Raw genomic sequence first — 14,414 nt, 5'->3', positions numbered from 1 at the left:
TCCTTAAGATCTGAAACTATTTGCTGCCGTTTCCGGTCTATTTCGTTATGTCTAAATCGTTAAACTAAAGCTTAGCCAACGATCGCGTGTATGTCGCTTTCTTTCATAATCAAATATTCTTTACCTTCATATTTGATTTCAGTACCTGCATACTTGGAAAATAAAACGCGGTCGCCTTCTTTTACTTCAAGCGCGATACGTTCACCGTCTTTAGTTAAAGCTCCGCTACCCACCGCGATAATCGTTCCTTCTTGCGGCTTTTCTTTAGCGTTATCAGGCAATACAATACCGCTAATTGTTTTTTCTTCTTTTGCGTTCGCTTCTACAAGAACGCGGTCACCCAAAGGTTTAATCATGTAAATAGCCTCCTTCTTAAATAGGTGTAAGTTTTTTAACTTGAAGCCATTCCTTGTTAGCACTCATTTGTGTTAAGTGCTAATAACCATTTTCTATGATACGGTTTTTACGGATGCTTTTCAAGTCCTTTGCGTTAAATGTACATAAAAAAATGCGAACCCGCATTTGTTGCGGATCCGCATCGCTATTATTTTCGTTCAATTGCAGACTCTAGTTAGAAAAGAAAACCATTATGTCTTGAAATTACCGACCAAGCCTTTCAGACGAGAAGCCATACTGCTTAGATTCTCAGCAGTTCGTGCCATCTCCTCTGTCGAGGACAATTGCTGCTCAGTCATTGCCGAAACCTGCTCGGTGAAGGAAGCAGTCTCCTCCGTAATCCGTGAGATATCCTGAATCGATTGCACTACGGAAGTGCTTCCAGCAGACATTTGCTCGACAGACGCTGCTACATCAACGATATTCGTGCTAAGCTGACCGACTTTATCAACGATATCGCGGAATGTCTCTTCTGCATTCTGCATACCAGACACAGCCGAGAATACTTGATTCGCGCTTTGCTCGAACATCGTAGCCACTTTGCCAATATCGCTAGACATTGTCCCAATGGTATCTCCAATTTGAACCGCAGATTGCTGCGTCTGATCCGCAAGCTTACGAATTTCTCCTGCAACAACTGCGAAGCCGCGTCCATGCTCACCTGCGCGAGCAGCTTCGATTGCTGCGTTAAGCGCCAGCAAATTGGTTTGATTCGCTACTTCCGATATGTAACCGATGACTTCACGTACTTCTTCTGACTTATGATTCAAGCCTCTAACAACTTCCTGCAAAGAGCGGAATGCCTTCTCAACCTGAGCAATTTCTCCAGACGTTGATTGCAGCAATTCAGAGCCAGCTGCTGCACGACTAACAGTCGTTTGGGCTGCGTCAGATACTCCGGTAGTCGTTGAAGCTACCTGATTCAAACCATCCAGTGTTTCTTGCATCGTTGCAGAAATTTCTTGCGACTGGGCAACCTGTGTCTCTGAGCCGGCCGCAACCTTCTCTACCGCTTTAGACACTTCACTGCTCACACGAGCATTCTCGGTTGCTCCCTGCTGAAGCTGAATAGCAGAAGCTGCTAGCTCAGCCGTGCTATCGCGAAGCTCCTTCATCATCTTCTGCAGGCCGTCAAGCATATGATTCGCCGCGTTAGCGAGATCACCCATCTCATCTGTAGAACGGATATGTATTCTTCTTGTTAAATCACCGCCGGAGGAAGCGATATTTCGCAACGCAGACGTTACCCCACCAATAGACTCGGTCAAATTACGCGTTAGCCACATTAACCCAAAGCCAGCCCCACCCGCCAAAACAACGAAAATAATAATGACTTCGACGAACAAGGCTTTATGATCCGTTAGATCCATGCCTGTTAATAACAATACAAATGCTAAAACCAATAACACGATTAACCCAACATAACCGATCGTAATTTTGCGACCTAAGGTCATATCACGCATGCCTTTGCCCCTCCCTAATTGTCCCTGAACATGTAAGCCCTTACCTGAGACAAGTGTACCATAATTTCGGCATTTGGAATACGAAATTTGACACATTCTGCTTCTTTATGGAAGGTTTTGTTTTTGGGTTCAGTAGGAAAGGACTAGTTCTTATTCTGAATCCTCTAGTTCTCTTTTCTCACGTGCTTTCATTCGTTTGCCGTAAGCTATTCTTGACAAAAGTACGCTTAATTCATAAAGCAGAATCAGTGGAACTGCCACTAATAAATCCGAAACGACATCGGGCGGAGTAATCATTACTCCAATTATGATTAGGACAAACCATGCAACCTTACGAATCCTTTTGAGAAGATCCGGGGTCACAATACCTATCCGACTTAAGAACAGAATGACAAGCGGTAGCTCGAACAGCAAGGAAATAGGAATGAGAATGTTGAACAAAAAGGCGAAGTATTGCGCTACTCCATAGGTTTGTTCTAGTCCCATAGTCTCGGTAATTTTCTCTGTAAACAAATAGGCCATCGGAAAAACGACGAAATAGGAAAACGCAAGTCCGATTAGAAACATGACTAAGGCCCATGGAACATAGCGTAGCGTCGCTCTCTGCTCTTGTTTCCCGAGCGCGGGACGCACAAATGCCCACAATTGGAACATCGTATGGGGAATGGCCAGAATAAAAGAAATGATAATGGCAAATTTCATATATAAGCCAATCGCATCCCAAGGAGAAAACACATTTAGCTTAAGATTTTCCGTAGGGGCTGCAGCAACTAAATAATCAAAGACAGGCTGGGCACCGAATAAGCCTCCGACCAGTCCAAGTACAAATACAATTAAACAGTATATAATTCTTTTACGTAGCTCACCTAAATGCTCCATTATCGGCATCCAGTTTTCATCCTGCCGAGCACTTGAACTATCCTTCATCCTTATTCGCCTCCATGCAACAACAGGGCTGCCCCTTTCGCAAATGATTCATCTGCGATGAGGGACAGCCCCTTTTTGTGTAATGTTCATACCTTATTCAGGCAGACGTCGTTCAGCTTTCGGCTGTGTATCTTCCGATGACACTTCCACGCGGTTTGCTGCTGGACGTTCCTTAGTATCATCCATCAGCTCATTAGCGCCCTTCTTGAACTCACGGAGCGTGCGTCCGAATGCTCTTCCCAATTCAGGTAGCTTGTTCGGTCCGAACAGCAGCAAAGCAACGATTACGAGTAAAATCATACCCGAAGCACCAATTCCTGACATAAATAAACCTCCGTTTCCCAGTTCTAGCGACGGCATAATCTGTCGCAGACCATTTCGATAATATGTTCCTTTATTACGGTATATCCAGCCAAATTTCTCGGCAAAAAACATCGATAGAAATATAAGGTTTCATCGTCGGCAACTACCGGCATTCCGCCCAGTATCAGTATCATATCATACCCTTGTTACAGGAAATAGTCATTATCATTGACAATTATATGTCTAAATCCAGGTAGCATTCTGTTCACTTAACATAGCGGACTAATAAGCATTATTCCTTGCCACGAAAGAAACTAGGAAGCTGTTATCTACTGCTCCCCACGCAATCCTTTTACCTGATCCAATGCTTCTGGTAGAACGTCCATTACCGCCATCAAATGCTCATGAACGCCCTTAGGATCTCCAGGTAAGTTCAGAATCAAGGTACGACCGCGTATCGCACAAATCCCGCGAAAAAGCATTCCCTTACGCGAGCGCTGAATAACGGTAGCCCGCATCGCCTCTGCAATTCCAGGAACAATTCTTTCCGCGATCATTAATGTCGCTTCAGGTGTAACGTCACGGAATGCCAGACCTGTTCCACCAGTCGTCAATATAAGGTCTGCCTGATAATAATCGGCCATTTCTATTAGTGCTGCTCTTATTTCATCTTGATCATCCGGCACAATCCGATAATCAATGATGTCCCCATGAAGCTCTTCCTCAATTAATTCACGTATAACCTGAGCGCTCGTATCTTCGCGTTCCCCTCGCGAGCCTTTATCACTAGCTGTCAATAAAGCGACCTTCCAACGCATGCTCCATCCCCCCGCTCCCATGAATACGAGCTTTATCGTGATCGTATCTTTTAATCAAATGTTAGACCGTTTAAGCATAGTTGTCCACTATACGTAAATGACCTTGCACATTGTAATAAGTCAACCAACTTTCAAGCTATCCGCTATTTCCCCCCTAATTAAACCAAATAACCTGCTCGTTCGTTGCCAATCCATCTAGAGGAAGATCATGCGTCTCCATAGGCAATGGGTCGGCTATGACCTGGTTAGCAAAAGCGAAGCCTATCCACAACGTCTTTGGGTTGCTAAAGCCTAGTCTATCTGCATATAAGCGATCATAATACCCCCCGCCGTAACCCAATCGAGATCCTTCTTTCGTAAAAGCAAGACCAGGTACGAGTACGACATCGAGAGCTTGTGATTGTTCTGCCAGCAAGGTTTGTAGCGGGTCGGGCTCCGGAACCCCCCACTTCCCCGGAATCCAGTTAGTCAGTGCTTCGACCTTACGCAACTCCATTCCTTCTCTGTCTGGCAAAATTCTTGGCGCGAATAGATGGTCTCCCCTTTCCCAGCAGCTTGAGAGCAAAGGGAGCGGAGATGCTTCCGAGCGAAAAGGCGCGTACACGCAAATATTCAAAGAGCGTGAACGCTCTTGGCGAAGTGGGCTCAATAATTCAAGCTCGATTAGACGACATAATCGTAAAGAATAATTATCTCGATCCTCGGGTGATAGCCCGTCCCTTATGGCGGTCATCCGGCGTCGCCACTCCACCTTATCGTAATTACTCTGAGCATTATTCATGAGCGATTGGCCTACCTTTTGAAAATCCGTAGAAAAGTTATTTTCATTTTATCATTTTATGTCTATTTTCGCCAAAGAATAACGACTTGGACTTTTCTTATATGTTTACGGTACACTTGTAGCAAGAATGAATCGAAATTTTCGGAGGGATTCCTCTTGCTATTACAAGCATCCAGCATTACAAAGCATTACGGCGTTACCCCTGTACTAGATGGGGTATCTCTGCAAATCAATGAGCGCGATCGCATTGGTCTTGTAGGTGTCAATGGAGCCGGCAAATCAACCTTCTTACGTATCCTGGCCGGTGAGCTAACCGCTGATACGGGTTCCGTATCCAAGCCGAGAGAGCTTAAGGTCGGTTATTTGGCTCAAAATGGCGGCCTTCAAGGACATCGTACTCTAATGGAAGAAATGAATTCTGCGTTCGGTCCTCTACTGGATCAAGAGCGAGCATTATTAGCGTTGGAAAACCGGGTAGCAGATCCCCAAGAGCTAGAAAATCCAGAACGATACGAAGCTTTGCTAGCTCAGTATGCTGACGTAAGCGAGAAATTCCGGGAAAATGGCGGGTTCGAAATGAAAAACCGCATCCGCAGCATTCTTCACGGAATGGGCTTTGGAGACTTTTCTCCTGATACGGAGGTTTCCTCGCTTAGCGGGGGGCAACGGACGCGTCTTGCGCTTGCCAGACTGCTACTTGTCCAACCTGAGCTGCTATTGCTAGATGAGCCTACCAATCACCTGGATATTGACACCCTTACTTGGTTAGAGCAGTATCTGAGATCTTATGCTGGTGCTATGGTTATCGTCTCCCATGACCGATATTTCCTCGATGCCACCGTTACAGCCATAGTCGAAATCGAGCGTCATGCAGCCACACGATATACTGGCAATTACAGCCGATTCATGGACTTAAAGGCAGCAGCTTATGCACAACAAATCAAGCTATACGATCAGCAGCGCAAGGAAATATCCCGTATGGAGGATTTCGTACAACGAAATATTGTCCGTGCCTCGACGACTCGACGTGCCCAAAGCAGGCGCAATGCGCTGGAGAGAATTGAACGCTTAGAGAAGCCCGGCACTTTAAAGCAAGCGAGCTTTTCCTTTTCTACGGAGCGCCGGAGCGGCAAAGAGGTTCTTAGAGCCATTAATTGTTCTGCTGCTCCTAAGGAAGAGATGGCTCCCTTGTTTCGTAATGTGTCCTTCGAGGTAAAAAGAGGAGAGAGACTCGCTTTGCTTGGACCTAACGGGGTCGGCAAGACGACTTTGCTCCGAGCACTTATCGATAAATTACCGCTACGCACAGGTGTCATTGAATGGGGGGCTGGCGTCTCGCTTGGTTACTACGATCAAGAGCAAAGAGAGCTGAATCCAGCGAATACAGTTTTAGAGGAAGTCTGGAGCGCATTTGCCCAGCATCCTGAAGCAGAAATTCGTACGGTTCTTGGCAATTTCTTATTTAGCGGTGACGATGTTCGCAAGAAGATTAGCTCCTTAAGCGGAGGAGAGAAGGCAAGAGTCGCTTTATCGAAGCTGATGCTGCGCAAAGCGAATGTTCTTCTGCTCGATGAGCCGACGAACCATCTGGATCTGATGAGCCGCGAGGTACTAGAGGGCGCCTTGGATGAATATGACGGCACTCTCATTTTCGTTTCCCATGATCGCTACTTCCTTAACCGAATTGCTGACCGTATTGTTGAATTAGCATCAGATGGGACTGAGCATTTCCTAGGAAATTATGACGAAATGGTTGTTAAAAAGCGAGAAATGAAAGAATGGGAAACGGAATTAAATAACTCTAGCTCACAAGCTGCCCAACCCGCTGTCAGTAACTACGAAGCGGACAAGCAGGCGAAACGTGAGGACAGAGCAAGAATACGTAAACGTGAGCAAGCCGAAGCAGACATTTCTCGACTAGAGAATGAGCTTTCTGCTCTTGAGCTTGAGATGGCTTCCCCAGAGATGGTTACGGATTATATGAAGTTAAGAGAAAAACAAGCCGAAGCGGATAAAACACGTGCTGCTTTAGATGAAGCCTTTCAGACTTGGGAAGCTTTAATGGAAGAATCGTAGAATTACTGGAAAATAAGTTGTTCACACAGTTATACACAGCTTGCGTGCAGGAAGAGTCAGTGGGGAAAGATCTTCTATCCCCAACCACCTCTTGGTACGCAAGCATTTTTTTGTCCTCTATTGCGTAATGGCACAGTTTTCCACCGTTTTATCCACATTATCCACACTTTCCACACAAAAGGGCTGAAAAATTGATCCCACTTTCAATAACCTCCAACCCTATATGTAGCAAGGGTTATTAGCTCTTATCCACATTACACACAGGGGGTGTGGATAACTTTGTCCACATCACTTATTGATCTACAATTGGATAAGTTGGACAACGAAACTAGCTTCAACTTATAAATCGTTACGCCCAAAATCTTAAACAGGCTGCTCAGCAAGTGATTTTCACACTTACGGAACAGCCCGTTCTTATTGCTTTTCCCCTATATACAATAGATGCGACGCTGCCCCGAGAATGTAGGGACTTTCAGACGCCTTCATGACGATTTGCATCACTTGCCCGAATTCTTCTTCGCCTCGCTGTCTCCAATAGTTCCATTGCTCTGTATTCATCGATCCGGCAACGCTCTCTGAGCTTATTAGCTTCACGCTCTTGAGCCCATGAGCCTCCATGAGAGGGTTGATTTCGTCAATGTCGAAATAATAAGCACCCGTGAACCTTCCTTCATCGCTATGATTGAATATTCCCGATGCCAGAAAATCAGCTAGCCCTTGGGAAGTATCGTTCGGCTTCCAAGCCCCGGGAAACATCATGGAAGTTGTGAGATGCTTTAATCTGGACATGAAGGCGACGAATACTGGACCACCTTTCTTCGTAACCCGATGCAATTCACGAATCGCTTTAGAACGATCCTCTTCCGTCTGTAGATGATACATTGGCCCGAGCATTAAGCAAGCATCGAACTGCTCATCCTTGAAGCTGCTCATATCCCTGGCATCGACAACGTGGAATCCATTAAACCGTTCTAGTACTCCAGCTTCCCTCGCCTTAAGCTTCGCCATCTCAACGAGTTTTGGCGTAAGATCAGCAAGGTTGACCTCATACCCAAGCTCAGAAAGAGCAATAGAATACTTCCCAGGTCCCGCGCCGATATCGAGAATCCGCCCCTTAGGGGGAAGGTTTTTCTGGATATGATGGAGGTTAACCATGAACTCAATTGGTTCCCTATCGAGCCTCCCCCATTCATCGAACGAGTCATAGTATTTCAGTATTTGCTCCATAGGATTAACCTCTACTCCCCGGATGCTTCTTTATGGGCTTCGCTTATTTTACGAGCGAGTATTACACCATTAACCGCTGAAACGTAAGCTCTGGCTGCCGCCAAAATAATATCCCGATGAATCGCAGTTCCGATATTTCTTTGGTCTCCGCTTGATACAGTTACAACGGCTTCTCCGAAGGCATCCTCGCCCGTCGACAACGAATGTATCTCCAAATCCTCGAATATAGCGTCGACAGGCATCGCCTCGCGAATGCATTGGATCACTGCTTCAAGCGGTCCTTCACCAGCACCCGTGTAGGTTTGCTCTTTCCCATCGGCTGAGCTATATATGGTGATGGAGGCGATACGGGAACGGCTCGACCCTGCCAACACTTGCAGATCAACCAACGAGTACGGCTGCACGATAGTGTCTGTTGATTCTCCCAACAGCTGCATCATAACGTCGTCTGTAATGATTTTCTGCTCATCAGCCTTCTCCTTGAAACGGTTATAGAAATCCTCCATTTCAGCATCGTTTAATTTAACTCCGAATTCGGAAATTTTATGCTTAATCGCATGTCGTCCTGAATGCTTGCCCAGAATAATCATGCTACGTGGAATACCCATTGCTTCCGGATCCATGATTTCATAGGTATTGCGGTTTTTCAGCAAGCCATCCTGATGGATGCCTGACTCATGCTGGAAGGCATTACGTCCAACAATCGGTTTGTTAAATGCAATTGGAAAATGCATCGTGCGGCTCACCATCCGAGAGGTTTCATATATATGCTCGGTGACAATTCCAGTTTCTACCCCCATCGAATCCCCGCGGGTTTCAATAGCCATAACCAGCTCCTCCAAGGAGCAATTCCCTGCACGCTCGCCAACCCCATTTACACTCACCTCAACCTGAGTGACACCATGGCGGATAGCAGCTAAGCTGTTAGCAACCGCTAAGCCCAAATCATTATGACAATGGGTACTATAGATCACTTTATCTCCGCCGCGCACACCTTCGCGAACCCGTGTGAACAATGGTCCGAATTCCTCTGGCAATGCATATCCCATCGTATCCGGGATGTTAATAATTGTCGCCCCTTCTTCTATAGCCGCCTCAACGACCCTGAACAGGAACTCTTCGCTAGAGCGCGAAGCATCCATCGGTGAAAATTCTATTTGATCTACGAATTGCTTTCCATAAGCGACCATCCCGCGAAGCATCTCGATGACCTCGTCCTGCGTCTTGCGGAGCTGGAAATCCAAATGGATTTGAGAAGCCGATATGAACAGATGTAGACGGCGGCGTGCAGCATCCTGCGTGGCGGCAACAGCCGAATCAATGTCTGCTTTAACGCAACGGGCAAATCCGCATATTTCTACATTTTGCAGCTCGCGTGAAATTTGCTGTATCGCTTGAAACTCCCCAGGACTTGAAATAGCAAAGCCTGGTTCAATAGTATCTACGCCCAGACGCGCTAGCTGGCGTGCGATGACGATTTTCTGCTCAGGCTTCATGGAAGCTCCCGGGGCTTGTTCGCCATCTCTAAGTGTCGTATCGAAAATCTTTATGCGTCGTTTAGCGGAATTGGTTATTATATTTGCTTGAGTAGTTGATGTCATAGGGGTTAACCTCCTTAGATTTCATCCCGTAAGGGATGTCCGATCAATCTAAGAGAACGACGGGGAAAGGATTTGTCCTTGAGAATGGATGCGCAGCCCATTCTTGCGGGGAAAACACAAAAAGCCCGTCGTCTCTTAAGGCTAGAGACGACGGGCTTGGAAGCCGCCGCGGTACCACTCTGCTTGGAGGAGCTCGTCTTCCGACGGACGAGCTTGTTCCTCCCACTTGTGCGTCCATGCTAATCGTTCGGTCGATTAACAAGGACGAGCGCCCTATAGCGGGGGCCAACCGTAGCGATGTACCTAGTATTGGCTAATTACGCCAAATCCCTTTCCATCGTTCCGCTCCTGGGCGAGTTCAGTTTCCTCTTCGGCTGCGTCGCACCGACCCGCAGCTCTCTGCTCCCGAGGAAATCCTACTACTCCCGATCATTGCGTATCCAAATATAAAAGCCCACTCGTCTCTGTATAAGAGACGGTGGGCTTATTTAGCCATCCGCGGTACCACTCTTGTTGATATTCTCACTAGCCTTAAATCAGTCAGGCTGGAAAATATCCGCTTTGTACCTTATCACGGGGGTTAACCGTATGAATGTAGCGCACCAGATTTATTGTCCGGCCGTTCCATACATCCGCTCCCAGGTGAGCTTCAGGTTCCCATCTACTGCGTTGCACCATCCCGCAGCTCTCTGAATTCAGGGTCTTCCCTACTATTCCTGTTCATCGCGTTTCCTTAAGTATGTTCCCCTTGGGGATTGGTCTTATTATATTCACCAAAAAATAATCTGTCAATTCCTTATTACAAAATATTTTTAATCGTTAACCGACCAATCCTCAAGCGATAGTATCGGCTCTGCCTTAAGATCAAGCGATGAGAACTCGCCACGGCGCCATTTTAAGTCTGCAGCGGCGGCAATCATAGCCGCATTGTCTGTACATAGCTGATTCGTAGGTATAAGTAACGGTAAGCCTGCTTCTTCACATAATGAGCTTAGTTTATCACGCAGCCCTCGATTAGCCGCAACACCGCCACACAACAGCATTTGTCGTACGTTAAACTCCTTAGCCGCTTTAATTGCCTTACTTGTAACCACGTCGATAACCGATTGCTGGAACCCCTTAGCCAAAGCCGAGAAATCCGGTGACTCGCCCTTCATTCGTGAACGGTTGATCTCCGACAGAACAGCTGATTTCAACCCACTAAAGCTGAAATCATAGGAATCCGGCTCCAGCCATGCACGCGGAAGTACGATTTCCTCCGTTGCTTCCTGTGCTAATCTATCCACATAGGGGCCCCCTGGATAAGGGAACTGTAGCGCTCTTGCCACTTTATCATAAGCTTCTCCGACTGCGTCATCCCTTGTCCTTCCGAGAATGCGAAACTTGCCCTCTTGTTCAAGAAGTACAATTTCCGTATGCCCGCCAGAAACAACGAGAGCAAGAGCAGGATAAACAATATCCCCCATCAGATGATTAGCATAAATATGCCCGGCAATATGATGAGTTCCTATCAAAGGTACATCTAACGCCAAGGCTAAGCTCTTCGCCGCTACGACGCCTACCAGCAATGCCCCAATCAGACCCGGACCTTGGGTTACTGCGATCGTATCAATATCGGTTAAGCCAACCTGAGCTTCGCGCAGCGCTTCCTCCAGAATGGCCGTAATACTCTCCACGTGTTTTCGGGAAGCTATCTCAGGCACAACGCCGCCAAATTTCTTATGTGTCTCTATCTGGCTAGAGATAATATTGGAAAGCACCTCACGCCCATTCCGAACAACTGCAACCGAGGTTTCATCGCAGCTCGTCTCAATAGCAAGCATTATATAATTACTTTTCGAAGAGGAAGCTATCTCATTGTCCAATTCGCTCATGCTTCTTCCTCCCCTACCTTACCCGCTGTTTCTAGCTCATCGAAGTCATCCGGCACTAGATCCGCCCACATAATTAGTGCATCCTCTAGATTATCGGAATAATAGGCAGGGCGAACACCGGAAGGATAAAATCCCAGCTTACGATACAAGGCCTGTGCTCTTTCATTTGTTACACGTACCTCTAAGGTCATACGCCGTGCTCCTAGAAAATAGGCTGTCTTCATCATTTCCTGAAGCAGTTTTTTTCCATTACCTACACCCCGATACTGCTCTCTAAGCGCAATATTCGTTATGTGGGCCTCATCAATAATGAGCCACATTCCGCCATAGCCTAAGATTGTACCTTCGAGCTCCATAATCATATATTTGGCAAAAAGATTGTTGGTTAGCTCATTGTGGAACGCTTCCTCCGACCATGGGGCCGTGAAGGATTCCTGTTCAATCTCTACGATTGTGCTGATATCATTCAGATTCATTAATCGGTATTCCATGTCGTCACTCTCCTCTGGAAGCAGCAATGAGCTTATTTTCCGCTTCCGTCAGCTGCGTATAATTCGGAACAAAGGTGTGTACATCGTCCCGTTCGCCTTGTCGATAACGAAGCTCTGCGAGCTGCCCAACTGCTCCAGCATCCATGTCGAAATCGAAAGTACGCAAGCGAATTCCGGATTGCTCTGAAAGCTCAATTGTCGTCTTGTGGGGTAAAGTATCACCGACGAACCAAATCGTGGCTACCTGCGGATCGAGTGTAGCCTCTTCCTCAATTCGCTCCGCCCAATCCGCGATAAGTCGGATAGCGTCACTATCGATTGTGTCCCATTTTCCGCAATGGTCAGCGGCATAACGAGATGTATACACTTGCCCACGTCTCGCGTCCATTAGAGGAACTATCCATGTATCACGATCTGAAGCCATATCCTCATTAGCAAGTCGAAGAGAGTTCCACGCCCCGAATGCCAATGCTTCTAAGCTGGATACTCCAATTAATGGCTTGTCCCATGCCCAAGCTAGCGTCTTGGCAGCCGTAACTGCGATGCGAACCCCTGTATAAGAGCCTGGACCTTGTCCTACCGCGATGGCATCTATTTCTGTACCTTTTATCCCATTACGGTTAAGAAGCTCCTTAATTTCAGATAATATTCTGACTGAATGATTACGCTCCGTGAAGGAGGTAATGGAATCCACCAGAGTCCCGTCCTTTACGATAGCCACTGCAAGTAAAGCCGTCGAGGTATCGAAGGAAAGCACCGTCACAGATGAATCCTCACTCTTACTTGCGTTCATTTTCATACGGTTGGTTTCTCCCCTTCGTCTACCTTCTCTAGCATTTCTAATTGCCGGCACCAAGATTCGTAGGGCTGTCCCATCGGTTGACATATAATTCGCCGCGAATCAGGACCAGTCGTCACAATCTGAATAGACATTCTCTCCTGAGGAAGAATGGGCTCAATAAGAGATGCCCACTCAACCAAAGTTACACCTTCACTATGAAAATATTCGTCTAACCCAAGCTCATCAGCTTCAGGCAATGTCAAACGATAAACATCCATATGATAAAAAGGGAGATGCTCTCCCTCGTACTCTTTAATAATCGTATAAGTAGGACTGTTCACAATTCCCCGTACTCCGATAGCAGCAGCAAACGCTTGAGCAAAACGCGTTTTTCCCGCTCCTAAATCTCCGTCAACGGCTAGGACAGTTCCAGGGACAGCTAGCTTAGCCAACGCTTCTGCAAAACCTATAGTATCCTTCTCGGAAGAGGCTTCCCAGCTATATAGCTGGGGTGAATCCGCTTTTTCATTGTGCTGCATTCTTCACATTATCCCTTCGAAAAATGATTGTAACCTCTCTTGGGAATGGGCTTATTGATGCCTCCCACTGTTTCCATAGCCACTTCCGGAATTCCTGCTTCAACTTCTCCAATAATAAACAAGGGGATTCCTTCTGCGCGAAAATGTTCCTTCATCGCTTGCTCATGCTGCTTGTCCGCAGTCCCAAGAAGGACGTAATCCTCGCCACCGTACAACACCCACTCCAACGGTTGGATACCGTTATCATGAGCATACGACGCTAGCTCACCAGAAATAGGTAAGAGCTTCTCATGCAATACGAGCTTCACTTGAGAGGCTTCAGCGATTTCCCAAGCTTCACTGGCAACTCCGTCGCTTACATCGTTAAGTGACGCTCCCCACCCATTCTCAAGCAGCATACGTCCTGCCTTCACAGAAGGCGAAGGGCGTTGATGGGCTTGAACTAATCTAGATGGTATTGGTGGCAGCTTGAATGTAGTATGGCTTGCTTCCGCAGCGCTTTTAAGCAAACCATGTAAGCCTCCGGCAGATAATCCTGTGGGTCCAGTCATAAAAACGATCTGACCAGGCTTTGCTCCGTCACGGCGAATAGCTTTGCCAGCCTCTACGTTGCCGACAACCGTTATAGATACGACCAGCTGATTCGGTGCTGAAGTCGTATCACCGCCAATTACCGCAACTCCATATCGGTTCGCGCATGAATAAAGCCCGTCGAATAATTGCTTCATTCGCGTAGCCGTCCAGTGAGGAGGAACGCTTACCGACACAAGCGCCAGCTTCGGGATACCTCCCATCGCCGCAATATCGCTAATATTGGCGGCCAGTGCTTTAAAACCCACATCCGACTCGCTCATCGTCTCCTTGCGAAAATGAACCTCTTCCACCATCGTATCCATGGCAAAAAGCCACTCCTGACTTGATTCACCAGCGACAATAGCTGCATCATCTCCGATGCCAAGCGTAACGCCAGCAGCACCAAGGAGCTCCTTAGTTTGACGACCTTCCGTCCAGGCACGAATTAGTCCGAACTCGTCGAGTGGCGGCACGGCGCACCCCTTTATCTCATTATGCTTTTAATTATATCGGTGTGTGCTTGAACATGCAAAGAATCTACCCCGACTCTGCCAAGCTTTATTA

At 47.0% G+C, this 14,414-nt stretch carries 15 protein-coding genes and 1 other annotated feature; of the genes, 2 read left to right on the top strand and 13 right to left on the bottom strand.

The window, feature by feature from the left end:
* Positions 1 to 71 precede the first annotated feature (71 nt).
* The 6 genes from groES to KCTCHS21_RS06110 all read right to left on the bottom strand — a co-directional run bounded on the left by groES (position 72) and on the right by KCTCHS21_RS06110 (position 4,688).
* Positions 72 to 356, bottom strand: a complete 285-nt coding sequence (gene groES / locus KCTCHS21_RS06135; protein WP_130605926.1) for a co-chaperone GroES — start codon at positions 354 to 356, stop codon at positions 72 to 74.
* Between the two features lie 231 nt (positions 357 to 587).
* Positions 588 to 1,859, bottom strand: a complete 1,272-nt coding sequence (locus tag KCTCHS21_RS06130; RefSeq protein ID WP_162309285.1) for a methyl-accepting chemotaxis protein — start codon at positions 1,857 to 1,859, stop codon at positions 588 to 590.
* Positions 1,860 to 2,009: 150 nt separating this feature from the next.
* Positions 2,010 to 2,786 carry a twin-arginine translocase subunit TatC gene (gene tatC, locus KCTCHS21_RS06125; RefSeq protein WP_130605922.1) on the bottom strand — a complete coding sequence of 259 codons (777 nt, stop codon included), beginning with the start codon at positions 2,784 to 2,786 and terminating at the stop codon, positions 2,010 to 2,012.
* A 93-nt stretch (positions 2,787 to 2,879) separates the two neighbouring features.
* On the bottom strand, positions 2,880 to 3,110 hold the full coding sequence (gene tatA / locus KCTCHS21_RS06120) for a twin-arginine translocase TatA/TatE family subunit (protein WP_130605920.1): 231 nt from the start codon (positions 3,108 to 3,110) through the stop codon (positions 2,880 to 2,882).
* A gap of 308 nt (positions 3,111 to 3,418) precedes the next feature.
* Positions 3,419 to 3,907, bottom strand: coding sequence for a MogA/MoaB family molybdenum cofactor biosynthesis protein (locus KCTCHS21_RS06115; protein ID WP_130605918.1), 489 nt, complete (start codon positions 3,905 to 3,907; stop codon positions 3,419 to 3,421).
* A gap of 154 nt (positions 3,908 to 4,061) precedes the next feature.
* On the bottom strand, positions 4,062 to 4,688 hold the full coding sequence (locus tag KCTCHS21_RS06110) for a 5-formyltetrahydrofolate cyclo-ligase (RefSeq protein WP_130605916.1): 627 nt from the start codon (positions 4,686 to 4,688) through the stop codon (positions 4,062 to 4,064).
* Positions 4,689 to 4,844: 156 nt separating this feature from the next.
* On the opposite strand from KCTCHS21_RS06110, the gene abc-f reads away from it, so the two are divergent.
* A complete protein-coding gene (gene abc-f / locus KCTCHS21_RS06105) occupies positions 4,845 to 6,764 on the top strand; it encodes a ribosomal protection-like ABC-F family protein (RefSeq protein WP_130605914.1) in 1,920 nt (639 codons plus the stop codon).
* Positions 6,765 to 7,178: 414 nt separating this feature from the next.
* Here the strand turns inward: abc-f and KCTCHS21_RS06100 are convergent, their stop codons facing one another.
* On the bottom strand, positions 7,179 to 7,991 hold the full coding sequence (locus KCTCHS21_RS06100) for a class I SAM-dependent methyltransferase (RefSeq protein ID WP_130605912.1): 813 nt from the start codon (positions 7,989 to 7,991) through the stop codon (positions 7,179 to 7,181).
* Between the two features lie 11 nt (positions 7,992 to 8,002).
* Positions 8,003 to 9,592 carry a 2-isopropylmalate synthase gene (locus KCTCHS21_RS06095; protein ID WP_130605910.1) on the bottom strand — a complete coding sequence of 530 codons (1,590 nt, stop codon included), beginning with the start codon at positions 9,590 to 9,592 and terminating at the stop codon, positions 8,003 to 8,005.
* 35 nt (positions 9,593 to 9,627) lie between these two features.
* On the opposite strand from KCTCHS21_RS06095, the gene KCTCHS21_RS31075 reads away from it, so the two are divergent.
* Complete coding sequence (locus KCTCHS21_RS31075; protein WP_130605908.1) at positions 9,628 to 9,909, top strand: hypothetical protein; 282 nt, start codon at positions 9,628 to 9,630, stop codon at positions 9,907 to 9,909.
* Between the two features lie 151 nt (positions 9,910 to 10,060).
* Positions 10,061 to 10,325: a binding site (T-box leader), on the bottom strand.
* 79 nt (positions 10,326 to 10,404) lie between these two features.
* Here the strand turns inward: KCTCHS21_RS31075 and tsaD are convergent.
* The 5 genes from tsaD to thiL are packed head-to-tail and all read right to left on the bottom strand — an operon-like array spanning position 10,405 to position 14,323.
* The gene (gene tsaD / locus KCTCHS21_RS06085) at positions 10,405 to 11,466 is read right to left on the bottom strand and encodes a tRNA (adenosine(37)-N6)-threonylcarbamoyltransferase complex transferase subunit TsaD (RefSeq protein WP_130605906.1); all 1,062 of its coding nucleotides are present in this window, start codon (positions 11,464 to 11,466) and stop codon (positions 10,405 to 10,407) included.
* Positions 11,463 to 11,957, bottom strand: coding sequence for a ribosomal protein S18-alanine N-acetyltransferase (gene rimI, locus KCTCHS21_RS06080; protein WP_130605904.1), 495 nt, complete (start codon positions 11,955 to 11,957; stop codon positions 11,463 to 11,465). Before rimI ends, tsaD begins: the two co-directional genes overlap by 4 nt.
* 4 nt (positions 11,958 to 11,961) lie before the next feature.
* Complete coding sequence (tsaB, locus tag KCTCHS21_RS06075) at positions 11,962 to 12,756, bottom strand: tRNA (adenosine(37)-N6)-threonylcarbamoyltransferase complex dimerization subunit type 1 TsaB (RefSeq protein ID WP_130605902.1); 795 nt, start codon at positions 12,754 to 12,756, stop codon at positions 11,962 to 11,964.
* Complete coding sequence (gene tsaE / locus KCTCHS21_RS06070) at positions 12,753 to 13,277, bottom strand: tRNA (adenosine(37)-N6)-threonylcarbamoyltransferase complex ATPase subunit type 1 TsaE (RefSeq protein WP_130605900.1); 525 nt, start codon at positions 13,275 to 13,277, stop codon at positions 12,753 to 12,755. Before tsaE ends, tsaB begins: the two co-directional genes overlap by 4 nt.
* An 8-nt stretch (positions 13,278 to 13,285) precedes the next feature.
* Complete coding sequence (gene thiL, locus KCTCHS21_RS06065; RefSeq protein WP_130605898.1) at positions 13,286 to 14,323, bottom strand: thiamine-phosphate kinase; 1,038 nt, start codon at positions 14,321 to 14,323, stop codon at positions 13,286 to 13,288.
* Positions 14,324 to 14,414 lie beyond the last annotated feature (91 nt).

The organism is Cohnella abietis (assembly GCF_004295585.1).
Classification (GTDB): Bacteria; Bacillota; Bacilli; order Paenibacillales; family Paenibacillaceae; genus Cohnella; species Cohnella abietis.
Note: the sequence above shows the minus strand (reverse complement) of the source record. Positions and strands in the feature narration are given on the sequence as shown.